This window comes from Desulfotruncus arcticus DSM 17038, from assembly GCF_900113335.1.
Taxonomy (GTDB): Bacteria; Bacillota; Desulfotomaculia; order Desulfotomaculales; family Desulfallaceae; genus Desulfotruncus; species Desulfotruncus arcticus.
The window spans coordinates 48,999-70,956 of sequence record NZ_FOOX01000009.1; the positions used below are offsets into that span (position 1 = coordinate 48,999).

Here is a 21,958-nt window from a genome sequence, read left to right on the forward strand (position 1 = left end):
AAAATATACAATATCTAGCAATAATATATAGCAATAATATTTTTACTGGAGGACCATAATGGAGCTGTCAGGTGGAATTGCGAGTTTCATAACATTTATCCAGGTTTTTTTCGCTGTTATTATCGGCTTGTACTTTTGGAACCTGCTCAAAGCACAGCAGGGCAATAAGTCGGCGGTGGACAGGGAATCCCGCAAGGAATTGGAAAAATTGCAGAGATTGCGGCAGGTCTCTTTGACCGAGCCTTTGGCGGAAAAAACCAGGCCCAATAAGTTTGCAGACATTATTGGACAGAGGGAAGGGCTGAAATCTCTGCGGGCAGCACTATGCGGCCCCAACCCGCAGCATGTTATTGTTTACGGGCCACCGGGGGTTGGAAAAACAGCCGCGGCCCGATTGGTGCTGGAAGAGGCCAGGAAAAACCCCACCTCACCGTTTAAAGAAAAAGCCCGGTTTGTTGAGGTTGATGCTACTACTGCTCGCTTTGACGAAAGGGGCATCGCCGATCCTTTGATTGGTTCCGTACACGACCCCATCTACCAGGGAGCAGGTCCAATGGGCATGGCAGGCATACCTCAGCCCAAATCCGGTGCTGTTACCAAGGCACACGGTGGAATTCTTTTTATTGATGAAATCGGAGAATTGCATCCGATTCAAATTAATAAGCTGCTAAAAGTTATGGAGGATCGTAAGGTGCTGCTGGAAAGCGCCTATTACAATTCCGAGGATGCCAATATACCCAGCCACATCCATGACATCTTTCAAAATGGGCTGCCTGCCGATTTTCGCATGGTAGGCGCAACTACCCGGATGCCGGAAGATATTCCTCCGGCTATCAGGTCACGCTGTCTGGAAATTTTTTTCCGGCAGCTAATGCCTGCTGAAATTGAACAAATTGCGGTGAATGCTGCCAATAAAATTGAGTTTCCTCTGGATCCGGAAGCGCTGGAAATCGTTAAAAAATATGCCACCAACGGACGCGAAGCAGTGAATATAATCCAGTTGGCCGCAGGCATTGTAATTACGGAAGGTCGGGGTGAGATCAAAGCCCCCGATGTGGAATGGGTGATCAACAGTGGGCAATACGTTCCGCGCCCCGAAAAAAAGATACCTTTAAAACCCCAGGTTGGCCTGGTCAATGGCCTGGCAGTTTATGGGCCCAACATGGGCATGCTGCTGGAAATTGAAGTGGGTGCAATACCGGCCCCCAGGGGGCAGGGCAAAGTGGTTGTAACAGGGGTGGTTGATGAAGAGGAATTAGGGGGTCGCGGTAAAACCATTCGTCGTAAAAGTATGGCCCGGGGCTCTGTTGAAAACGTGCTGACAGTGCTTAGACGCACTATGGATGTTGATCCGCGCGATTATGATCTGCACGTTAATTTTCCGGGCGGCGCCCCGGTGGACGGCCCTTCTGCCGGTGTGGCCGTTGCCACCGCGGTCTATTCAGGCATAACCGGTATTCCTGTCGATAATACGGTGGCTATGACCGGCGAGGTATCCATCCGTGGCTTGGTTATGCCGGTTGGCGGCGTGGTGGCCAAAGTAGAGGCGGCCAGACATGCCGGAGTGCAAAAAGTTTATATTCCGGCGGACAACTACCAGGAGATTTTTAAAGACATGCCCGGCATCCGGGTAATTCCCTCGGATAGCCTGGCGGAGGTGATCAGGGGGGCGCTGCTTACCAATTCGGAAAAGAAATTAGTGCTGGCTGACCAGCGGGAAACCGTCGGGTCCGGAGTTTTTGTTCCTGCGGCCGGGGCGCCGGCTGATATATAAGTAAAAATGCTAATAAATCAAAAACAAGGAAAAAGAAAGTTGTAACTGCTAAAAACCATTCATTTTGCCTGTATTTCTCTGTATGCTCGCTTATAACCGGTTTCCTTATGGCATGGGACTTATTGCTATGGTAGCACCCATTGTGTTATGTTACAATAAACTAGTATCTGCACATGCATATGTTATAATAATGGTTAAAACTTTCAACGAGGAGGTGCTTCATGAATCCGGTTCAAACACGGGTTTTACCTCTGTTGCCACTAAGAGGTATTTTGGTTTTTCCCTACATGGTCATACACCTTGATGTGGGCAGGGAAAAATCGGTTCAAGCCATAGAGGAAGCCATGATCAATGAAAGGTTAATCTTTTTGGCTACCCAAAAAGAAGCCCAGACTGATGATCCTGGCGAGGAAGATATCTTTACGGTCGGCACCGTGGCAGAAGTCAAGCAGTTGCTTAAGCTGCCCGGCGGAACCATCCGGGTGTTGGTTGAAGGCATCGCCAGGGCCGAAATTAAGGAATACGTCAGCAAAGATCCGTACTTCAAAGTAGAGATCGACCATTATTCCGAAGAGTTTGCCAAGAATCCCCAGGTTGAGGCATTGATGCGCAATCTGGTTACACAGTTTGAACAATATGTTAAGCTGAGCAAGAAAATTCCTCCCGAAACTGTTGTCACTGTTGTCAATCTGGAGGAGCCGGGCCGGCTGGCGGATATCGTCGCCTCACACCTGACTCTGCGCATTGAAGATAAACAGGAAATTCTGGAAGCAATTGATATTGTTAAGCGTCTGGAAAAACTTTGTGCGATAGTGGCCAGGGAACTGGAAATTGTGGAACTGGAACGCAAGATTAATGTTCGCGTCCGCAAACAGATGGAAAAAACCCAAAAAGAATATTACCTGCGCGAGCAAATCAAGGCCATTCAACGTGAATTGGGAGAAAAAGACGACCGCATGGCCGAGGGCGAAGAATTAAGAGAAAAAATCGCCAAGGCCAAGCTGCCCAAGGAAGTTGAGGAAAAGGCGCTGAAAGAGCTGGAGCGGCTTGAAAAAATGCCTCCTATGGCTGCCGAGGCCGCGGTCGTCAGGAATTATTTAGACTGGCTGCTTGCTCTGCCCTGGTCTAAAGGCACCAGGGATCGTCTGGATATCAATCTGGCCGAAACCATTCTGGATGAAGATCACTACGGGCTAAAAATAGTTAAAGAGCGCATTCTGGAGTACCTTGCTATCCGCAAGCTGGCCAAGAAAATGAAAGGCCCCATATTATGCTTTGTCGGACCTCCCGGTGTTGGTAAAACATCGCTGGGTCGTTCCATCGCCCGCGCCCTGGAGCGTAAATTCGTCCGCATTTCCCTGGGTGGCGTGCGTGATGAAGCGGAAATCAGGGGACACCGGCGCACTTACGTGGGAGCCATGCCCGGCAGGATTATCCAGGGCATGAAGACCGCAGGTTCTAAAAACCCGGTTTTTCTGCTGGATGAGATTGATAAAATGAGCATGGATTTCCGCGGCGACCCGTCTTCGGCTTTGTTGGAGGTGTTGGACCCCGAGCAAAACAATACTTTTAGTGATCATTATATTGAAGCCCCGTATGATTTGAGCAATGTTATGTTCATTACCACCGCAAATGTGCAGCATAACATCCCCAGGCCGCTGCAGGACCGGATGGAAATTATTTATATCTCAGGTTATACGGAAGTTGAAAAAGTGCAAATTGCATTGCGGCATTTGCTTCCCAAACAGATTAAAGAACATGGTTTAAATGATAGCATGGTGCAGATATCAGAGAATACCATTAAGAGAGTAATCAGGGAATACACCAGGGAAAGCGGTGTCCGCAATCTGGAGCGCAATATTGCCTCACTTTGCCGCAAGGCAGCCAAGCATATTGTTTCCGGTAAGTCGGAAAAGGTTAAAATAACCGCGCAGAATCTGGAGCAGTTTCTGGGCAAACCAAGGTTCCGCTACGGTATGGCTGAACAGGAAGACCAGGTTGGCGTGGCAACAGGATTGGCCTGGACTGAAGTGGGCGGCGATACGCTGGCTATTGAAGTTACTATTTACAAGGGCAATGGCAAGCTTACATTAACCGGTAAGCTGGGTGATGTAATGAAAGAATCCGCCCAGGCCAGCTATAGTTACGTAAGGAGCAGGGCTGCCGAACTTGGCATTAAGGAAGAAATGTTTGAAAAATTTGATATCCACGTTCATGTTCCCGAAGGGGCGATTCCCAAGGACGGTCCATCCGCCGGGATTACTCTGGCCATAGCCCTTGCTTCAGCTTTGACCAACCGTGAGATCAGGCACGATGTGGCTATGACCGGTGAAATAACCTTACGGGGACGGGTGCTGCCGATAGGCGGGCTTAAGGAAAAAGTTCTGGCGGCTCACCGCGCCGGGATTAAGATCGTAATGTTTCCCGTAGATAATAAAAAGGACCTTGAAGAGATCCCGAATAACGTGAAAAAGCAGCTGGAGCTAATACCGGTGGAACATATGGACCAGGTGCTCAAGATTGCCTTGCGCGAGTCTAAATTTTCACCTGAGCCGGCGATGATTGACCCGCCGCCGGAAGTCTCTTACGGGTCTGTGATGGAAACGGAAAGAGGAACTGAGTTACCTAATGAAAATAACTTCAGCTGATTTTGCAACAAGTGCAGTAAAATTAGAACAATGTCCGGCCGGGAGCTACCCTGAAGTAGCCCTGGCCGGTCGTTCCAATGTCGGAAAATCCAGCCTCTTAAACTCCTTAATTAACCGAAAACGTTTGGCCAGGACCAGTAATACGCCGGGCCGGACCCAGCTAATAAACTTTTTTCTGATCAATGACAGTTTTTATCTGGTTGATCTGCCCGGCTACGGGTTTGCGAAAGTTCCGGCCCGGGTTAAGGCCGAATGGGGCAAAATGGTTGAAGGTTATCTTTCCCAAAGAAAACAGCTGCGCGGCGTTGTGCAATTGGTAGATATCAGGCATGCTCCCACCGCTGACGATCTGCAAATGTATAACTGGCTTAAGCACTATGGTATTCCCGCTGTCGTTGTAGCTACCAAAGCCGATAAAATCAGCCGGGGGCGCAGTAAACAAAACCTTGCTGTGGTGAGGAAAACTATGTCTTTGAATGAGGAGGACCCGTTACTTCTTTTTTCTGCCGTCACCGGGCAGGGGAAGGACGAGATCTGGAAAGTTATAGGTGAATGGGTGCAGCAGGTTGGAAGTTAGAAGTCTTCAAACTTCCAACTTCCGCTTTCATCTTCGCACAGCCTGTAAGACCCCGCCCTTTTGGGCCGGGGATTAACATGCTGTAAGCTCGAAATAAGTGCGACTAAGGTTTAGCGGTCAGGGGACACACCTCTGCTTATGGGTCAAACTTTTGGGTCGAGGAATGTCCCCAACGTATGGGTCAAAACCCCACCTTAACCAAGTCTTCTTTATCAGTGCCATTCAACATCAATGGCTTTATGCTGCCCGGGGGTTTCCTTGGGCATCTTTATTTCCAACACCCCGTTGCGGTAACTTCCCTTAACGCCCTCGGGGCTTACTTTGGCCGGCAGGGTTATGCTCCGCTGAAACCTTCCGTAAAAACGCTCGGTGCGGTGGACTTTATTTTCATCTTTAACCTCATTGGTCCGGTTAATTATACCTGAGACAGCCAGGACGTTATCATGGATGTTGATATTGATATCATCTTTTTTTTCAACGCCGGGTATTTCACATAAGGCTACAACATCATTTTCGGTTTCGTACACATCGACCCTCGGGCCACCGTTAAACTCTTCTCTGAAGCCAGTAAAAACGGGAGATAAGAACCTGTCCATTTCCCGCCTCATTAAATCCACGGCACGAAAAGGATCGTACGGTACCAGTGCCATAATCAATCACCTCCGGTTTTTTTCAATATGTTATTATCTGCAGTATCAAAAAAAATATTTGTAACTACTCAGGAGACAGGAGGCAGGAGTCAGAATAGTTTTTGAGTACAATTTATGTGGAATGCAAGAAATCCTACTGAATTCTGCCTACTGACTACTGGATTCTAATTTTATTAATTCTGACTACCAGAATTAATAAAATTATTTCATGATCTGGTGAAAGAAAAGAGGAAATTTATCGTCTAAACAATCAGAGGCACACGAGAGAGGAAGTCTTAATTGATTGCGGATGAGATACTGGTAAAGAAAGCACAGGGCGGTGATACCGCCGCTTTCGGGGAACTGGTGCGCAGGTACCAGAATAAGGTTTACGGTTTTACGCTAAAAATGTTTGCCGCTCCCGAAGACGCCCGGGATGCTGCCCAGGAAATATTTATCAGGGTTTTTAGAGCCTTGCCCGGATTTAACTTGCGATCCAGTTTTGCAACCTGGCTTTACCGTATAGCAACCAATCTGTGCCTTGACCTGCTGCAACGACGTGCCAGAGATATTAAAAGACAGGTGCCGCTGGAGGATCATTGGCAAGATGGCTCGCCCGGACCGGAGGCGGATTTATTGGAGAAAGAAAGAGCCGGTGCAGTTAAAGAAGCGGTTAACGAACTGCCGGACGGCTACCGGGTGGTACTTGTGCTGCATCATTACCAGGGCTTAAGCTATAAACAGGTTTCCGCAGTAATGGAACTGTCGGAAAAAACTGTGGCTACCAGAATTCACCGGGCTAAAAAAATGCTGCGGGAAAAACTTGTGGGAGGTGAGGACGGTGCGCTGCCGGAAAGTAAAGGAAAAACTAGGCCGGTTCCTGGCCGGGGAATGTCGGTCCTCTGAATTCAGTGCAATTGAAAAACACCTGTCCCACTGCCCGGGGTGCGCCGCAGAATTGAATGAACTGCAGCGGCTCGATCTTTTGCTGGACCAATGGGAACCTGAACCAGCCCCGCCGGATTTTTGGAACTCAGTAATGACCAGGGTGGCTGAAGAAAGCGTGAATCTGCACGGCAATAACAGGCGGATGGGCTATAGCAAACGCCCGGTATTGCTGTTGCGCGACCTGGCGGTGGCAACTGCGGTATCGTTAGCCCTGTTTTGGAACGCAGGGCCGTGGTTTAGTGGAAGTCAGGTGCTTGTTGCCGGAAAAAGTGTCAACGGCGCGGTGGTAACCTATACCAGAGTTACGGATACGGCGCTGACGCGGTTAACCGAGACTGCGGGAGCATATACCCAAAAGATAATATTTGAGGAGTGGAAGCTGAGATGAAATGTATCAACCATCCTGAAAAGGAGGCCGAGGTGCTCTGTGTTGTTTGTAACGCACCGATATGTGCTGATTGCCGCGTTACCCTGCGGGGTAGGGATTTTTGCCGGGCTTGCCTGGAAGAGAGGGTGGAATCGGTAAATAGCGGCATCAGCACCCCCAGGAACAAATTGCTGGCCTTTTTTCTCTCCCTGGTGCCCGGGGCCGGCTATATGTATCTGGGGCTGATGAACAGGGGATTACAAACAATGATTATCTTTTTCGGCACCATATTCGTGTCTGTGGTGACCAGGCTGGATTCGTTGGCTCCTTTTGTAATGCCTGTGATACTGTTTTATAACGTATTTGACACGCTGCAGCTGGCCGGTCGGATGAATGAGGGGGTACGGGTGGAGGATAAACCTCTGGTGGATCTGGGAGGCCGTGCCGACTGGCATAATCTATTGGGTTACGCACTGGTCGGGCTTGGTTTGCTGGCGCTGTTTAACAACTTAATTCCCTATGTCTTTCATGATTTTTATATGCTCCAGTCGCTGGTGGCGCCATTAATCATCATTGCCATAGGTGTATATATTCTTTATCAAAATCTTAAAGGGGGGCGTAAAGATGGCGGCGAAGGGAATGTCTAAAGCCGGCCCTGTTACACTGGCCCTGGTACTGGTGCTGGGAGGCCTGGCGCTGCTGCTGTACAACTTTGGGGCCTTATCCAACCCGGGCTGGTTGTGGAAGCTATGGCCTCTGGCACTGATAGGTGTTGGGCTGGAGTATTTTATTAAAAAGGCTGTTAACCGTGATGTTGATGTCCACTTTCACGTACCCAGCGTCTTATTGATTGTTTTTGTGATTTTTGCAGGTGGTGCCTTATACGCAATAAGTAACGTCGGCAGGAACCTGGATAGTTTTTTTGATGGTTTTCCTTTGCACCAGGCCAGACTTGATTATAGCCGCTCCTGGACGTCTGACCCGGTGGAGGTAAAGGATGAGCGGCAGTTGCTGATTCAAAATGAGACCGGCCGGGTTGTTTTAAAGCCTGCCCCCGGGCGCGCCCTCGGCGTTGAGGCAATTATTCAATCTCCGGATAACGGGCCGGCCAGGCAAGCGGCCGACAGTATTAACCCTGCAATTAAACGGGAAGGGGCGGTAATCACAGTTTCCGTTCCGCAAACAGAAAACCAAGCTGCTGATAGAATTAACAATTATATAGTTACTGATCTGGTTGTTGCTGTTCCTTCCGGCCTTGATGTTCGGGTTGAAAGCGGCACGGGCCGGGTGCAGGCTCAAAACATTGACGCAGCCCTTGCGATCAACGGCAATACAGGGACAGTGGAGCTTAGTGATATTAAGGGCGATATTACCGTAGATAACAATACGGGCCGGGTAGAGGTTAGAAATCCGGGCGGTAATGTAACGGCTGATACTAATACCGGAAGCATCGAGCTGTACTCCGATAATCCGTTAGCAGGTAATTATCATTTGCAAAGCAGCACCGGAGTGGTTAGTATGCAGCTGCCCAAAGGGTCGGACTTATCCATTAACGCTGAATCCCGCACCGGGAAGGTTACAGTTTGGGGACTCCCCGAGCACCAAACCAGCGCAGGAGCGAATAATCAATACAGCTATAAATTTGGATCGGGTAAGGGGTTGGCTGAATTAACCGTTGGAACCGGCGCTGTAAAAATTACGGTTAAGTAATTAAAAAATTCTTTTGATTGTTCTTTTCAGCCAGTTTTGTTCTCGTTCCTCTTTGGGAATATATTTAACCTTTTCTTTGGCGCTGAGCGAGAAGCTGTTGTCCACCGCCTCGGTATATGTTACCGTTGCCGGTATCAAACCTACGGTGTCTAACATCGTTTGGATTTCTTCAAAAAGGTTCTTTTCCAATACAGGATCAGGCTGCCACATTTTGATTTGAATATATTTATCTAATACTTGGCCGCGCACTTTTTTATCAACATTTTTCAAATGACTGTCTGCAGAACCGGTGCATAATTCAGGCTCATGTTCCATCCAGAGCTGGGCTTTATAAATTGCGTTAACAAAGCCTTGAATTGCCTCGGGTTTCTGTTGAATAATTTGAGGCCACGCGGTGCATAACATGGAGGGGTATCTTCCGCCTTCCTCTCCGACAGACGCAGCTATGTACCCGATGCCTTCCGCTTCAGCTAGATATGCTTCAGAACCTTGTAATTGAATAAAGGAGCCGCTGCCGGCTTTGAAGGCTCCCAGCCGCAAATCCGGCGGGATCCGGTTGTACAGGCTGAGATCATGCATTGGCTGAAGTTCCTTTTGGCGCAGAATCTTATCTAACGCAAATCCCGGGCCGGTCTCGGGCGGAAAAGAGATCATGTTTAGATCTTTTAACATTTCCCAGGTAAAGGGCTCTTTTTTTCTGCCCAGGAGGAATGTGTCATCTCTGGCGGCAATAATTGCGACAATTTTAGGTGCTGCCGGGTTTACCGATTGCTGATAAATGTGTTCAACCGGATCAGTCAGGATCAAATCGGCGACGCTTTCAGCGTATGGGTCCGTAGCCGGTTGATCCGTCCGGGAGATTATTTCTAGCTTTATACCTGCTTCGGTAAAGAAACCCTGGTCCATAGCAACATATACAGGAAGATGCTGCAATGATTTTTCACTTTCCCAAACTTTAAGCACGGTAAGCTCTTTTTTATGCCAACTCATTATTTTGCTATAAGTAAAGACACCGCTGCCTAACAAAACCGCTGCTATGGTTAGTAAAACAACAAGTTTATTCCTTTTATACATCTAATCACTCCTCGATAAAACCAGGTTAAACTACTTAATAGCTATTCATTTGGATCAGATTAATGACATAAAAATGGTAATAAATCGGCATCAATTACCATATTATTGAATAAAAGTCTATTTGGAGGTACTTATATGTTAAGGGGTATTACTTTAGTTAAATGGTCCCGCAGCGGTGGACAGGCACATTTAATCAAAATAAGCGCTTTATGGGCGGGAGTTGTTTGGGCTGTGATGACAACTGTTTTTATTTGTGCTGCCCTGGCGCTCTGGGTTTTGATGACGAACGGGATGGTATACCATTTCAGCAGCATTATAACTGCCAGTATTCTGTTGGGGGCGATTATTGGCGGAATAGTTAGCGGTAACAATGCGGGCGGTCTGGGCTTGCTGCATGGTACCGTTGTTGGTTTGCTGTATTTTGTTGCTATTTTTTCCTTTCTAATAGCCTGGAATGGTGGCATGCCTCCGCTTTCAACGGCAATTGTACATCTCCTAATGGTTCTGATTCCTGCCGCTTTAGGCGGTGTTATTGGCATAAACCTGCCTATACGGGGGAAAAACCGGTCGCACACCCGGTTAAACTACACTGCCCACCGCTAAGCCGGTGGTTTTTTTCACTTTAAGAGAGTATATCTTGCCATATATATGGCAAGAGCTAAGGTGTAAAGTATTAAAACGCGCGCGCTAAGGGAACTGATTAAGCGCGCGTTTTTTATTTTTACAAGAGTTTCTGGAGTTAAATTAAAGTTAATAGCGCAAAATATTAAGAGCAAAATATTGACAGTGTTTGATAAAAAAATTAATATTATTGGTAGTTGCAATCAGCTATGAAGGGGAGTTTGACTGATAATCGCGGCCTTAGAGAGGAAATGCCCGTTGGCTGAAAGGCTTTCCGGTTGCGCCGGTCATTGTCGCCCCAAAGCTGCCGGGGTGAACGGTATCAATCGTTAAGCCCGTGCCGGGTAAGCCCGTTAAAGCTGTCAAGCGCCGTGCGAAATTTATTTTTCGCCGGAATTAAGGTGGTACCGCGGAACTCCTTCCGTCCTTAAATACGGAAGGGTTTTTTATTTTTATTGAGATGTTAGGAGGAGAACTAAATTATGGCCGAAAAATTTGACATGCCCACCACATATGATCCCCATGCAGTAGAGGGAAAATGGTATAAATACTGGGAGGACGAAAAATTTTTCCGGTCCACGGTGGACCCGGATAAAAAACCTTTCTGCATTGTGATCCCGCCACCCAATGTTACAGGGCAGCTGCATATGGGGCATGCCCTGGACAACACGTTGCAGGATATATTAATCCGCTGGCGCCGCATGCAGGGCTATAACGCACTCTGGCTGCCCGGCACAGACCATGCCGGAATTGCTACTCAGGCCAAAGTTGAAGAACAATTGCGCAACGAGGGCCTTAGCAAGTACGATGTGGGGCGGGAGAAATTTTTAGAACGGGTCTGGGAGTGGAAAGAACAGTACGGTGGCCGTATCACCACCCAGCTTCGCCGTCTGGGCGCTTCCTGTGACTGGGACAGGGAACGCTTTACCATGGACGAGGGCTGTTCCGAGGCGGTATTGGAGGTTTTTATCCGCCTTTACGAGCAGGGCTTGATTTATCGTGATTACTACATTACCAATTGGTGTCCCCATTGCCAGACCACCATTAGCGACATTGAAGTGGAGCACAAGGATAAGCCGGGCCAGCTGTATTACATCAAATATCCCGTTAAAGACAGTCCCGGTGAATTTATTACCGTGGCTACCACCAGGCCTGAAACTATGCTGGGTGATACGGCGGTGGCGGTGCATCCGGAGGACGACCGTTACCGGCACCTGGTAGGCAAAACTGTGGTTTTGCCGCTGGTGGAACGGGAGATTCCCATCATCCCGGATGAATATGTCGATCCGGAATTCGGCACCGGTGCGGTAAAGATCACCCCTGCCCACGACCCCAATGATTTTGAGGTTGGCCGTCGTCATGACCTGCCCTCGGTTCAGGTAATTGATAAAGAGGCTAAAATGACCCGGGAGGCCGGCCAGAAGTATCTGGGGTTGGACCGGTGGGAATGCCGCAAGCGCATTGTCAAGGACCTGCAGGCAAAGGGTTTGTTAATTAAAATTGATGACCTGTCTCACGCGGTAGGGCATTGCTATCGCTGTTCATCGGTCATTGAGCCCATGCTCTCCAAACAGTGGTTCGTACGCATGAAGCCGCTGGCGGAACCGGCTATTGCCGCGGCCAGGGAAGGCAGGGTACGTTTTGTGCCCGAACGCTTCACCAAAGTTTACCTGAACTGGATGGAGAATATCAGGGACTGGTGTATCAGCCGCCAGCTTTGGTGGGGGCACCGTATTCCCGTTTATTACTGCCGGGATTGCGCTGAGGCAATCGCCAGCAAAACACAGCCGGAAAAATGCGGTAAATGCGGCTCCACCCATTTTGAACAGGACCCCGATGTACTGGACACCTGGTTCAGTTCCGGATTGTGGCCCTTTTCAACCCTGGGCTGGCCCCGCAAAACGTTGGACCTGGCCTATTATTATCCCACATCGGTGCTGGTTACCGGCAGAGACATTATTTTCTTCTGGGTTGCCCGGATGATTTTCGACGGGCTGGCCTTTATGGACGAAGTGCCCTTTAAAGATGTGTTTATCCATGGGTTGGTGCTGGACGCCCTGGGCCGCAAGATGAGCAAGTCCCTGGGCAACGGCGTGGACCCCATCGATGTAATTGAAAGCCACGGGGCGGACAGCCTGAGATTTATGCTGGTTACCGGCAATACCCCGGGTAATGACCTGCGCTTCCATTTTGAGCGGCTGGACGGGGCTAGAAACTTTGCCAACAAGATTTGGAACGCATCCCGCTTTGCTTTGATGAACTTACAGGATTACAGGCCGGAAGCTGTTCCTGCTCCGGAACAATTTACTCTGGCTGACCGCTGGATTATGAGCAGATTCCAGAGGGCGGTTAAGGAAAGCACAGGTTATCTTGAAAAGTATGAATTGGGGGAAGCTGCCAGGATACTGTACGAATTTACGTGGAATGAGCTGTGCGATTGGTATATCGAACTGGTGAAGCCAAGGTTATACGGTAAAACCAGCCCCGCGGACAGGGAAGTTGCCCAGCACGTACTGGCGGCCGTACTACGTGGCGCACTGGAATTGCTGCATCCGGTTATGCCTTTTATTACAGAAGATATCTGGCAGCGCTTGCCGCACCGGGGACGTACGATCATGCGGGCTCCCTGGCCGGTATATAAGGAAAATCAGGTGGATAAAGCAGCTGAGGAGCAGATGGAAATAATAATGGAGGTCATTAGGGGTATCAGGCAGATTCGCAGCGAAATGAACGTGCCCCCGGGCAAGAAGGCGGAAGCACTGATTGTTTCAGGGGTCGAAAAAATACGAAAGATATTAACGGATAATATTTCATACGTGGAAAGCCTGGCTAATTGCAAGGCGGAAGTGCTATCAGTATTGGGGGAAAAGCCCGAACAGGCAGCCACTGCGGTGGCTCAGGATATTCAGGTGTTTGTGCCACTGCGCGGCCTGATTGACGTTGACCGCGAAATAGCCCGTTTAAATAAGGAGCTGCAGACCCTGGAAAAAGATCTGGGACGCGTTCAAGGCAAATTAAAAAACAGCGGCTTTTTAGCTAAAGCCCCTGCCGAAGTGGTGGAGAAGGAGCGGGGCAAGGAAGCCGAGCTTACCTCCAAGATAAACGCCATTAAAGAGCGGTTGGTTATGTTTGGGGTTTAGCAGATTTCAGTTCCAAACTATAAGTGTACTAATGTATATAGCCACACTTTTTAACCAAGAGGTGTGGCTTTAACATTAATGATTAAAGAAAACTGACTTTCCGGCATTGGGGTTACCAGCCAGCACAATTTTTTTTGCTTTGCTCTGGTCGCTAACGCGCCACTGGCAGATAATGAAAAAGTATGGTGGAGAGTTAAAAAATAAAGGGAACCGCAATTCTAATCGGTTCCCTTTAAGCTGCAGCACTTTTATTTTTTGTCCTTTACCCCATAGTACCCACCATACCAGGGGCCAAATTTACCAAAAAACGGGAAAATGAATAGTAAGAGAAAGATCCATGGAAAGAAACCGGGGAAAAATGGAAAAAACGGAAATCCCATAGTTTGAGTATCTTGCTCTACTTTTGGCTTGGCGGGGCTATCCGGTACCCTTCCATTATTGCCATATCCCACAAAACATACCTCCTATCCGTTAGGTTAAATATATAATATATTGGATAACTGCAAAATGTTACAAAATATGTTAATGAAATTGCTAATAAAAAAAGCGTGCTAAGTCAGTTCCTTTAGCGCGCTTTTTAATACTTTAGAAAGTATACCGTGTCAACTTTAATTTCTTGATTAAAAAAGCATCAATTTATTCGTTTCCAAATTTCCAAATGTCAGCTACTTTTTTCAGACTGTCTGCGGTAATAGTTAATTCCTGGGCCACTGCTGCCGTTTCCTCACTGCTGGCCGCCGCTTGTTGGGCTACTGCGGATATTGACTGGGTGCTTGATAACATACCTGATGTTTGAAAGGCTTGGTCCTTGGCAATTTTGGCAATATTGCCAACCAGGAGTTTGGTTTGGTCAAGGGTTTGGCTGATATGTGTAAAAAGTTGTTCAGCTTCCCGGGAATGAGATAATCCTGATTTTACAGCTTGAACCGTATCTGATACTGCGGCTTGAATTTCATTAACAATTTGAGCAACTTCTTTGGTCGCTTTTTCCGAATCCTCGGCCAAGCTCCTTACTTCTTCCGCCACAACAGCAAACCCTCTACCGTGCTCACCGGCCCGGGCAGCTTCAATGGCGGCGTTTAGGGCTAATAGGTTTGTTTGAGCCGCTATATTTTGAATAACATCAAGGAACTGTACAATGCGGTTTGAACTTTGGTTTAAATGATCAAATTTTATTTCTAATGTGTTCATTTCATCAAGCGCTTTTTGAATTGTTGAGCTGCCACGGAAAGTGGTATCTGCGGCGTTCCGGGCTACTTCGTCAGCCTGTCCGGCCTGTCGGGCGCAATCTTCAGACTGCTTGGACAGGTTTTCTATTGCTTCCAATAAACTGCCGACCTGTTCTGCCTGATCCTGGCTTCCCGTACTAACGTGCTCCGTGCTGGCAGTGATCTGACCTGCTGCCCGGTCGAGGGTTACACTGGTATCCTTGACCAGGGAAAACCACTTATGTACTCCTTTTAATATTTTTCGAATATTACCTATTAATAGATTAATCTCACCCCAGCCATAATTTTTGCTTTCAATATAGCCGGTAAGGTCTCCCTTGATAGCCTTTTCGGTATTTTCCAGAACGTGTATTAAATCACGCCGCAATGGTGTTAAAAAGCTATAAATAGCTACCGCTATAATTAATATGCCAGCCAGACCTCCGCCGGCTGCGCCCAAAAATGTTTTTCCGGCCAACCACCAGCCGGCGCAGGCAAACAAAAGGGATACAGTGCTAAAAACTATTGATAATAAAGTCAACTGCGCACGGAAAGTGTTCATATTTGCTCCCCCCGTTGTTTTTTTGGTAATATTCCGCAGAAAATTCAGAAATTCCTGCTTGACAATTAGATTTTTAATACATTAGCTGTACACCCTACTATTTATAGGCAAGGGCTGAGGCTATTTAAGTTATATATGTGGAACAGAGCCGGACGTGAGTTTTAAAATACCGGGTTTATATATAGGAAAAATAATTTTGATGTCGAATTGTTTGATGTCGAATTAATTGAAATGACTTGTAATTTTTTATGCCCCGGAGGTGTTTTATTTGTTGTACCAGGAAGCTATGGACTATTTACAGAACCTAACTAAATTTGGCATGAATTTTGGCCTGGGGAGAATAACCGAATTGCTGCGCAGGTTGAATAATCCTCACCGGCGCATCAGGGTGATCCATGTGGGAGGCACTAACGGCAAAGGCTCCACCACTGCCATGATCGCGCGCGTATTGCAAAGCGCCGGCTATCGGGTGGGAACATTTACATCGCCGCACCTGCATTCTTTTACCGAAAGGTACCTGATTAATAATCAAGAAATTAAACCCGAGCGGGTGGCACAGCTGATCAGTGTTCTACGCCCTCACCTGGAGTCCATGGTTGCAGAGGGGTTTGAGCACCCGACGGAATTTGAAGTCAGCACGGCCATGGCTTTTTGTTACTTCGAAGAAGAAAAAGTTGACTTCCTGGTACTTGAAGTAGGCCTGGGGGGAGCAATAGATTCCACTAATGTGGTTACCCCAATTTTGTCCGTAATTACCAATGTTGCCATGGATCATATGGATTATCTTGGCTATACTATTGCTGAAATTGCCAGCGTAAAAGCAGGGATAATAAAACCGGGAGCACCGGTGGTCACAGCCTCGGACAAACCGGAAGCGCTGGAAATAATAGAGAGTGTCTGTAAGGAGCAAGGCTGCCGCCTGGTGCGGGTTGGGCGTGATGTATCCTGGGCTCGCGGCGGCCATTCACTACAGGGACAGTTCTTTGATTACAATGGCGCGGCATGGAAGATGAAAGACTTATGGATTTCCTTCCTGGGCAGCCATCAGGTTATCAATGCTGCTACTGCTGTTGCTTCATTGGAGGTATTGCAACAGCAGGGGGTAAATATCGAAGAAGACGCTCTGCGGGAAGGCCTTGCGGCAACAATATGGCCGGCCCGTTTGGAGCTTATAGGTACTAATCCGCCGGTGTTGGTGGATGCTGCCCACAATTACGACGGTGCGAGGTGTTTAAGGCAAGCTCTGGATGAATACTTTCCTGAAAAACGGATCATCATGGTGCTTGGTATGCTGGGCGATAAGGAACGCTCCAAGGTGGTGGCGGAATTGGCCCCCAGGGCCGGTCATGTGATTATCACCAAGCCCAACAGTCCCCGGGCGGGGGACTGGATGCAGATGGCCGACGAAGCACGGCGTTACCTGAGCCGGGTCGACACAATTGAAAATATTGCGCAAGCCGTAGCTTTAGCCATAAACCTGGCAGGCGAAGGAGATTTAATTTGTGTAACCGGGTCTTTTTACATGGTGGCTGAAGCACGGGAAGCAGTACTTAAGTTTTATTATTGACGTAGTTTGTTTTTTAAGGTAGACTTTAACGGAAATATGTTCCAGACTTTACTAATATGGCAAACGAAGGATGAATTTCATTGCGGGATATTGCTGTTTTAATTATTAGCCTGGGTATCATTCTTATTAGTGCGGGATTTTTTACTAATGGGGTAGAATGGCTGGGTAAAAAGCTAAATTTGTCTGAAGGAGCGGTGGGCAGCGTGCTGGCCGCTGTGGGAACGGCTTTACCGGAAACAATAATACCTCTAATTGCCATTCTTTTTGGGGGTGGAGCAGCATCCCACGACATAGGCATCGGGGCTATACTTGGAGCGCCGTTTATGCTGGGAACATTGGCCTTGTTTCTCAGCGGGGGAGCTGTTTTAATGTTTCGCAATCGCAGGACGGGCAATTACCCTCGAATTGAGCCCGATCCGGTCGTATTGCAAAGGGATCTTTCTTTTTTCATGGTGGTTTACAGCGTTGCTATTGCCGCATCCTTTTTATACCATACTTTGAAGCTGATAGTGGCAGCAGGATTGGTAGGGGCTTACATTTATTATGTCTATAAGACCTTTACCTGCGATAAGAGTGCAACAAAAGAAGAGTGCCATATTGACCGCCTATATCTGGCCCGCAAGTATGAGGACCCGCCAAGCGGCAGGGTAGTTTTACAGGTTGTATTGGCCTTTGCTGGAATTATTATAGGAGCCAAGTTTTTTGTTGACGGGATTGAGCATCTCTCAGCAAGCCTGGGTGCATCACCATTGGTCATAGCGCTGTTAATTGCACCTATAGCCACTGAGCTTCCCGAAAAGTTAAATAGCGTCATCTGGTTGTCCGGTAATAAGGATACACTTGCTCTGGGCAATATAACCGGCGCCATGGTTTTTCAGAGTTCGGTCATACCTGCGATCGGTATAGCTCTGACCCCCTGGCAATTGACTCCGGTAGCTTTACTTAGTGCAGCCCTGGCGATTATCTCGGCGCTGGTTACCTTTTTGTTGATACGATATCGTGGTTATTTGGATAGCAGGGTTATTGTGTGCACAGGGGGAGCTTTTTACGGAGGATATGTTTTCGCCATATTGATTGGCATAGTATGATTGCCCAAAACGGAGGTGAAGTCAGGTGAAACCAAGTGAAAAACTTGAATCCCTACAGATTAAGCTGCCGCCTGCTCCACGACCGGTAGCCGCTTATGTGCCCGGTGTGCTGGTTGACGGATGGGTTTATATTTCCGGCCAGCTCCCCATGGTAGAAGGAGAGCTGCAGTACCAGGGAAAAGTGGGCTTAGATATCACGGCGGAACAGGGTTTTGCTGCCGCCCGAATATGTGCGCTGAACTGCCTGGCAGTTGCGGCGGATCTGACCGGAAGTATTGATCGCGTTGAACGAGTAGTTAAAGTGACCGGCTTTGTTAACAGCGCCCGGGGTTTTACAGGGCAACCGTCGGTAATCAACGGCGCCTCGGAATTTTTAGGGCATGTTTTTGGGCCGGCAGGTGCCCATGCCAGAGCGGCGGTTGGCGTTAATGAATTACCGCTTAATGCAGCGGTGGAAATTGAAATGGTTCTTAAAATAAGATAATGGAAATGTTATCCCGGTAGCAGAACTGGAACCTCGATTGTGGTACAATATATTGGGGTGTTAGTATGTCCAAAGTATATCGTAGCTCAAAAAGCCCGTGGATATTGTTGTTGCTTTTATTGGCCGGTGGCATGGCAGGAAGTTCCCTGTCCGGTACCCTGGCTGAATGGTTACCATTTTTAGCGGCTACCAGCAACATCGGGTTAAAACCTGCGACACTGGATTTGCATTTTTTATCCATTACATTTGGTTTTAACTTGGCCCTGGGACCGGTTACCGCTTTGGGTTTGGTTTTGGGATACCTGGTTTATCGCAAGGTTTGATCTAACGGAGGTAGTCGAATTGCCCGAAATTTACCTGGCATCATCATCACCGCGACGCAGGGAACTGCTGGGCCAAATAAAACTGCCGCATCAAATATTAACTATGGAGGTAGATGAAACACTGCCACCCGGTATTCCTCCGGCGGAGCAGGTTTTGACTCTTTCACGGCGCAAAGCTCTGGCTGCGGCTGAAAAATTGGACGCGGGTATCGTTATTGCGGCAGATACTGTGGTGGCGCTGGACGAGATAGTATTGGGCAAGCCCCGAAACGCCGCAGAGGCTCTGGATATGCTGGAAAGGCTGCAGGGAAAGGCCCATGAAGTGTTTTCAGGCATTACATTGTTGAAAATACCGGGGAACAGGGTGCTTTCGGATTACGAGCGGACAGAAGTAATCATGCGCCGTGCCGGACGGGCTGAATTGGCAAGGTATATCGCCACAGGCGAGCCGATGGATAAAGCCGGCGCTTATGGGATTCAGGGTCTGGCAGCTGTATTTGTGACTGGAATCAAAGGTTGTTATTATAACGTGGTTGGCTTGCCGGTTGCCAAACTGGTGACGATGCTGAGGGAGTTTGGCATTAATGTAACCGCGTGCTGGGGGTAGGACCGGGTTTGATTACGCAGGATTACCGGGTTACAATTAAGGAAATGCCCGTGGAATTGCGGCCCAGGGAAAGGCTCCTCAAGGAAGGACCGCAATTATTATCAGATATAGAACTTTTGGCAATTATGCTGCGCACGGGCAGTACCGGCCTCAGTGCGGTGGAACTGGCCACAGTATTACTGGGCCGCTTTGGCGGTTTAAAACAGTTGCTTGATGTTTCTACGGAAGAACTCAGCGAATTTAAGGGCATGGGGCCGGCCAAGGTGGCCCAAATCAGGGCTGCTTTGGAATTGGGTCGGCGGGTGGCGATGGCCACAGCCTGGGACAGGCCTACCATTAAATCACCGGAAAATGCTGCCGCCTTGGTGATGGAAGAAATGCGGCATCTTGATCGAGAGCACTTTTGGGCATTGCTGCTTAATACCAAAAATCAAGTTCTTTCCAGAGAAATAGTTTCCATAGGAACGCTTAACTCTTCAGCTATACATCCCAGAGAACTTTATAAAGCTGCCATAAGGCGCAGTGCCGCCGGGGTGATTCTTGTCCATAACCATCCCAGCGGGGACCCGACACCCAGCCAGCAAGATATAGATGTAACCAAACGTTTAATCGAGGCGGGTAATATAATTGGCATCAATGTCTTAGACCACTTGGTTATTGGAGATAATAAGTTCGTTAGCTTCAAAGCCAGGGGCTTAATGTGAATATTGCTTAGAGAGGAGTCCGGCAAATGGCATTGGGAGTTTTTTCAAAAGATATGGGAATTGACCTGGGAACAGCCAATTCCCTGGTTTACGTTAAAAGCAAGGGAATAGTGCTTAGAGAGCCATCTGTTGTAGCAATTCAGCGTGATAATGGCCAGGTGCTGGCGGTGGGTGAGGAAGCTAAACAGATGATTGGCCGAACCCCGGGCAATATCGTAGCCATTAGACCTATGAAGGATGGCGTTATCGCCGATTTCGACGTTACTCAGAGTATGATTAAATACTTTATCAGCAAAGCGCTGCGCAAGCGCACTTTTTTGATCAGGCCCAGGGTTGTCGTTTCGGTACCTTCCGGCGTAACTGCTGTGGAGGAACGGGCTGTCAGGGAAGCCGCCTTACAGGCCGGAGCCCGGGAGGCCTATTTAATTGAGGAACCAATGGCTGCGTCAATTGGCGCCGGTTTGCCGGTGCACGAACCTACCGGCAATATGATCGTGGATATCGGCGGGGGTACAACCGAAGTGGCGGTTATCTCCCTGGGGGGTATTGTGACCAGTCGTTCCATCCGTATAGCCGGGGATGAAATGGATGACGCTATTATCCAGCATGTGAAAAAAACCTATAATTTAATGATCGGGGAGCGTACGTCTGAGGAAATAAAAATCGAGATTGGCACCGCTTACCTGTCCAAAACCGTTGAGAAATATGAGGTGCGGGGCCGTGATCTGGTTAGCGGGCTGCCGAAGACGATAGAAATTACCTCCGAGGAAATTTATAAGGCGCTTTCCGAGCCGGTCTCCAATATTTTAGAGGCGATTAAAAATACTCTGGAACTAACCCCGCCTGAACTGGCTGCCGATATAATGGACCGGGGCATTGTTATGGCCGGAGGAGGCTCTCTGCTGCGGGGACTGGACCGTTTGGTCAGTGAGCAGACAGGGATGCCCGTGCATCTGGCTGACGACCCGCTGTTAGCCGTTGCTTACGGAACAGGCCGGGTTCTCGAAAATATTGATATTTTGCGCAAAGTACTGATTCAACCAAAAAAATTAGCTTAAGATTAAGGTGTGAATGTTGGCGTGTCCCGTATATCAGGCGGAAAAAAACTCATCTTTTTAGGTGTTTTAGTCATAATATTGCTGGCCGGCCTCCATTTTACTGCTGGAAACATGTCCAAGCTAACCCCGCTGGCGTCCGCCACCCGTGATTTCCTGGCGCCGGTCCAGAGGGTGGTTACAATTGCCGGACGCGAAGTAAGCGGTTTTATATCTTTTCCAGTGAAATTAATTAATGTAGCTAAACGAAATCAAGTGCTTGAAGCTAGGGTCAGTGAACTAGAGGGGAAACTTTCCCAGTATCAAGAGGCTCAGCAAGAAAATACACGCCTAAAACAGCTGCTGAATTTTAATGACAGTGCCGCGGCCAATCTGTCAACATTAACGGCTGCAGTAGTCGCCAGGGACAGCGGTAACTGGTTTGGCAGCATAATTGTCAATGCCGGCTCCAAGGAAGGCATAAAAAAGGATATGGCGGTAATTACACCCGCAGGACTGGTGGGCAGAGTAATTAATGTTTCGGCTGATACCGCCGAGGTTCTGCTGGTTACAGATCCCCGGAGTGGGGTGGGCTGCCTGGTTCAGGATAACAGGGCGCCGGGAGTTGTTGAAGGCGTGGCCGGTTCGCGTGGCGAATTGAATATGGTGCACATACCTGCTGATATGGCACCACGCAAAGGTGATAAAATTATAACGTCGGGATTCGGCAGTATTTACCCCAAGGGGATACCTGTTGGAACCGTATTGGAAACTCAAAAGGAAAAATCAGGCCTTTTTAAAATGGCATCGTTAAAACCAGTTGTGGATTTCAACCGCTTGGAGGAGGTATTAATTATTACATCGGCCCATCCGGACGGGGAATAAATCCCGGA

General features: G+C 48.3%; 21 protein-coding genes. 17 read left to right on the forward strand and 4 right to left on the reverse strand.

What is annotated here, in order from left to right; all coding sequences use genetic code 11:
- The first annotated feature begins 58 nt into the window (after positions 1-58).
- The 3 genes from lonB to yihA all read left to right on the forward strand — a co-directional run bounded on the left by lonB (position 59) and on the right by yihA (position 4,999).
- Positions 59-1,774 (forward strand): ATP-dependent protease LonB, encoded by a 1,716-nt coding sequence (lonB, locus tag BM056_RS12740; RefSeq protein ID WP_238456451.1) that lies wholly within the window; start codon positions 59-61, stop codon positions 1,772-1,774.
- A gap of 221 nt (positions 1,775-1,995) precedes the next feature.
- Positions 1,996-4,422, forward strand: coding sequence for an endopeptidase La (gene lon / locus BM056_RS12745; RefSeq protein ID WP_092471810.1), 2,427 nt, complete (start codon positions 1,996-1,998; stop codon positions 4,420-4,422).
- Positions 4,403-4,999, forward strand: a complete 597-nt coding sequence (gene yihA / locus BM056_RS12750; protein ID WP_092471811.1) for a ribosome biogenesis GTP-binding protein YihA/YsxC — start codon at positions 4,403-4,405, stop codon at positions 4,997-4,999. The genes lon and yihA overlap by 20 nt, the downstream gene beginning before the upstream one ends.
- 212 nt (positions 5,000-5,211) lie before the next feature.
- Here the strand turns inward: yihA and BM056_RS12755 are convergent, their stop codons facing one another.
- Positions 5,212-5,649: an Hsp20/alpha crystallin family protein gene (locus BM056_RS12755; RefSeq protein ID WP_092471812.1), complete on the reverse strand. Its 438-nt coding sequence runs from the start codon at positions 5,647-5,649 to the stop codon at positions 5,212-5,214.
- 279 nt (positions 5,650-5,928) lie between these two features.
- Between BM056_RS12755 and BM056_RS12760 the strand changes: the two genes are divergently transcribed.
- Genes BM056_RS12760 through BM056_RS12775 form a run of 4 tightly spaced genes read left to right on the forward strand, consistent with a single transcriptional unit; the run spans position 5,929 to position 8,653 of the window.
- Positions 5,929-6,534 carry an RNA polymerase sigma factor gene (locus tag BM056_RS12760; RefSeq protein ID WP_092471813.1) on the forward strand — a complete coding sequence of 202 codons (606 nt, stop codon included), beginning with the start codon at positions 5,929-5,931 and terminating at the stop codon, positions 6,532-6,534.
- Positions 6,470-6,964: an anti-sigma factor gene (locus BM056_RS12765; RefSeq protein WP_092471814.1), complete on the forward strand. Its 495-nt coding sequence runs from the start codon at positions 6,470-6,472 to the stop codon at positions 6,962-6,964. Before BM056_RS12760 ends, BM056_RS12765 begins: the two co-directional genes overlap by 65 nt.
- Positions 6,961-7,590: a B-box zinc finger protein gene (locus tag BM056_RS12770; RefSeq protein ID WP_092471815.1), complete on the forward strand. Its 630-nt coding sequence runs from the start codon at positions 6,961-6,963 to the stop codon at positions 7,588-7,590. The genes BM056_RS12765 and BM056_RS12770 overlap by 4 nt, the downstream gene beginning before the upstream one ends.
- Positions 7,568-8,653 (forward strand): DUF4097 family beta strand repeat-containing protein, encoded by a 1,086-nt coding sequence (locus tag BM056_RS12775; protein ID WP_092471816.1) that lies wholly within the window; start codon positions 7,568-7,570, stop codon positions 8,651-8,653. The genes BM056_RS12770 and BM056_RS12775 overlap by 23 nt, the downstream gene beginning before the upstream one ends.
- Here BM056_RS12775 and BM056_RS12780 read toward each other — a convergent pair whose 3' ends face one another.
- Positions 8,654-9,727, reverse strand: coding sequence for an ABC transporter substrate-binding protein (locus BM056_RS12780; RefSeq protein ID WP_092471817.1), 1,074 nt, complete (start codon positions 9,725-9,727; stop codon positions 8,654-8,656).
- Positions 9,728-9,862: 135 nt separating this feature from the next.
- Here BM056_RS12780 and BM056_RS12785 point away from each other — a divergent pair, with 135 nt between their 5' ends.
- On the forward strand, positions 9,863-10,330 hold the full coding sequence (locus BM056_RS12785; protein WP_092471818.1) for a TIGR04086 family membrane protein: 468 nt from the start codon (positions 9,863-9,865) through the stop codon (positions 10,328-10,330).
- A gap of 500 nt (positions 10,331-10,830) precedes the next feature.
- Entirely contained in the window at positions 10,831-13,488 is a 2,658-nt protein-coding gene (locus BM056_RS12790; RefSeq protein WP_092471819.1) for a valine--tRNA ligase, read from the forward strand.
- 248 nt (positions 13,489-13,736) lie between these two features.
- Here the strand turns inward: BM056_RS12790 and BM056_RS12795 are convergent, their stop codons facing one another.
- Both BM056_RS12795 and BM056_RS12800 read right to left on the reverse strand, forming a co-directional pair.
- Positions 13,737-13,940 carry a hypothetical protein gene (locus tag BM056_RS12795; RefSeq protein WP_092471820.1) on the reverse strand — a complete coding sequence of 68 codons (204 nt, stop codon included), beginning with the start codon at positions 13,938-13,940 and terminating at the stop codon, positions 13,737-13,739.
- A gap of 184 nt (positions 13,941-14,124) precedes the next feature.
- Positions 14,125-15,258, reverse strand: coding sequence for a methyl-accepting chemotaxis protein (locus BM056_RS12800; protein WP_092471821.1), 1,134 nt, complete (start codon positions 15,256-15,258; stop codon positions 14,125-14,127).
- A 268-nt stretch (positions 15,259-15,526) separates the two neighbouring features.
- Between BM056_RS12800 and BM056_RS12805 the strand changes: the two genes are divergently transcribed.
- The 8 genes from BM056_RS12805 to mreC all read left to right on the forward strand — a co-directional run bounded on the left by BM056_RS12805 (position 15,527) and on the right by mreC (position 21,950).
- Positions 15,527-16,825: a bifunctional folylpolyglutamate synthase/dihydrofolate synthase gene (locus BM056_RS12805; protein ID WP_092471822.1), complete on the forward strand. Its 1,299-nt coding sequence runs from the start codon at positions 15,527-15,529 to the stop codon at positions 16,823-16,825.
- An 80-nt stretch (positions 16,826-16,905) separates the two neighbouring features.
- Positions 16,906-17,913: a sodium:calcium antiporter gene (locus tag BM056_RS12810; protein ID WP_092471823.1), complete on the forward strand. Its 1,008-nt coding sequence runs from the start codon at positions 16,906-16,908 to the stop codon at positions 17,911-17,913.
- A gap of 25 nt (positions 17,914-17,938) precedes the next feature.
- Complete coding sequence (locus BM056_RS12815) at positions 17,939-18,397, forward strand: RidA family protein (protein WP_092471824.1); 459 nt, start codon at positions 17,939-17,941, stop codon at positions 18,395-18,397.
- Positions 18,398-18,462: 65 nt separating this feature from the next.
- Positions 18,463-18,720, forward strand: coding sequence for a DUF4321 domain-containing protein (locus BM056_RS12820; protein WP_092471825.1), 258 nt, complete (start codon positions 18,463-18,465; stop codon positions 18,718-18,720).
- Between the two features lie 19 nt (positions 18,721-18,739).
- A complete protein-coding gene (locus BM056_RS12825; RefSeq protein ID WP_092471826.1) occupies positions 18,740-19,327 on the forward strand; it encodes a Maf family protein in 588 nt (195 codons plus the stop codon).
- 44 nt (positions 19,328-19,371) lie between these two features.
- Entirely contained in the window at positions 19,372-20,031 is a 660-nt protein-coding gene (radC, locus tag BM056_RS12830; RefSeq protein WP_114319289.1) for a RadC family protein, read from the forward strand.
- 26 nt (positions 20,032-20,057) lie between these two features.
- Entirely contained in the window at positions 20,058-21,089 is a 1,032-nt protein-coding gene (locus tag BM056_RS12835) for a rod shape-determining protein (protein WP_092471828.1), read from the forward strand.
- A 21-nt stretch (positions 21,090-21,110) separates the two neighbouring features.
- Entirely contained in the window at positions 21,111-21,950 is an 840-nt protein-coding gene (mreC, locus tag BM056_RS12840; RefSeq protein WP_165613510.1) for a rod shape-determining protein MreC, read from the forward strand.
- The last annotated feature ends 8 nt before the right edge of the window (positions 21,951-21,958 follow it).

Bases quoted from the DNA above. Each gene is read 5' to 3' on its own strand.
- BM056_RS12790 (WP_092471819.1), top strand. From the start codon at position 10,831: ATGGCCGAAAAATTTGACATGCCCACCACATATGATCCCCATGCAGTA.
- lon (WP_092471810.1), top strand. From the start codon at position 1,996: ATGAATCCGGTTCAAACACGGGTTTTACCTCTGTTGCCACTAAGAGGT.
- BM056_RS12770 (WP_092471815.1), top strand. From the start codon at position 6,961: ATGAAATGTATCAACCATCCTGAAAAGGAGGCCGAGGTGCTCTGTGTT.
- BM056_RS12785 (WP_092471818.1), top strand. From the start codon at position 9,863: ATGTTAAGGGGTATTACTTTAGTTAAATGGTCCCGCAGCGGTGGACAG.
- BM056_RS12820 (WP_092471825.1), top strand. From the start codon at position 18,463: ATGTCCAAAGTATATCGTAGCTCAAAAAGCCCGTGGATATTGTTGTTG.
- lonB (WP_238456451.1), top strand. From the start codon at position 59: ATGGAGCTGTCAGGTGGAATTGCGAGTTTCATAACATTTATCCAGGTT.
- BM056_RS12800 (WP_092471821.1), bottom strand. From the start codon at position 15,258: ATGAACACTTTCCGTGCGCAGTTGACTTTATTATCAATAGTTTTTAGC.
- radC (WP_114319289.1), top strand. From the start codon at position 19,372: ATGCCCGTGGAATTGCGGCCCAGGGAAAGGCTCCTCAAGGAAGGACCG.
- yihA (WP_092471811.1), top strand. From the start codon at position 4,403: ATGAAAATAACTTCAGCTGATTTTGCAACAAGTGCAGTAAAATTAGAA.
- BM056_RS12835 (WP_092471828.1), top strand. From the start codon at position 20,058: ATGGCATTGGGAGTTTTTTCAAAAGATATGGGAATTGACCTGGGAACA.
- BM056_RS12775 (WP_092471816.1), top strand. From the start codon at position 7,568: ATGGCGGCGAAGGGAATGTCTAAAGCCGGCCCTGTTACACTGGCCCTG.
- BM056_RS12780 (WP_092471817.1), bottom strand. From the start codon at position 9,727: ATGTATAAAAGGAATAAACTTGTTGTTTTACTAACCATAGCAGCGGTT.
- BM056_RS12755 (WP_092471812.1), bottom strand. From the start codon at position 5,649: ATGGCACTGGTACCGTACGATCCTTTTCGTGCCGTGGATTTAATGAGG.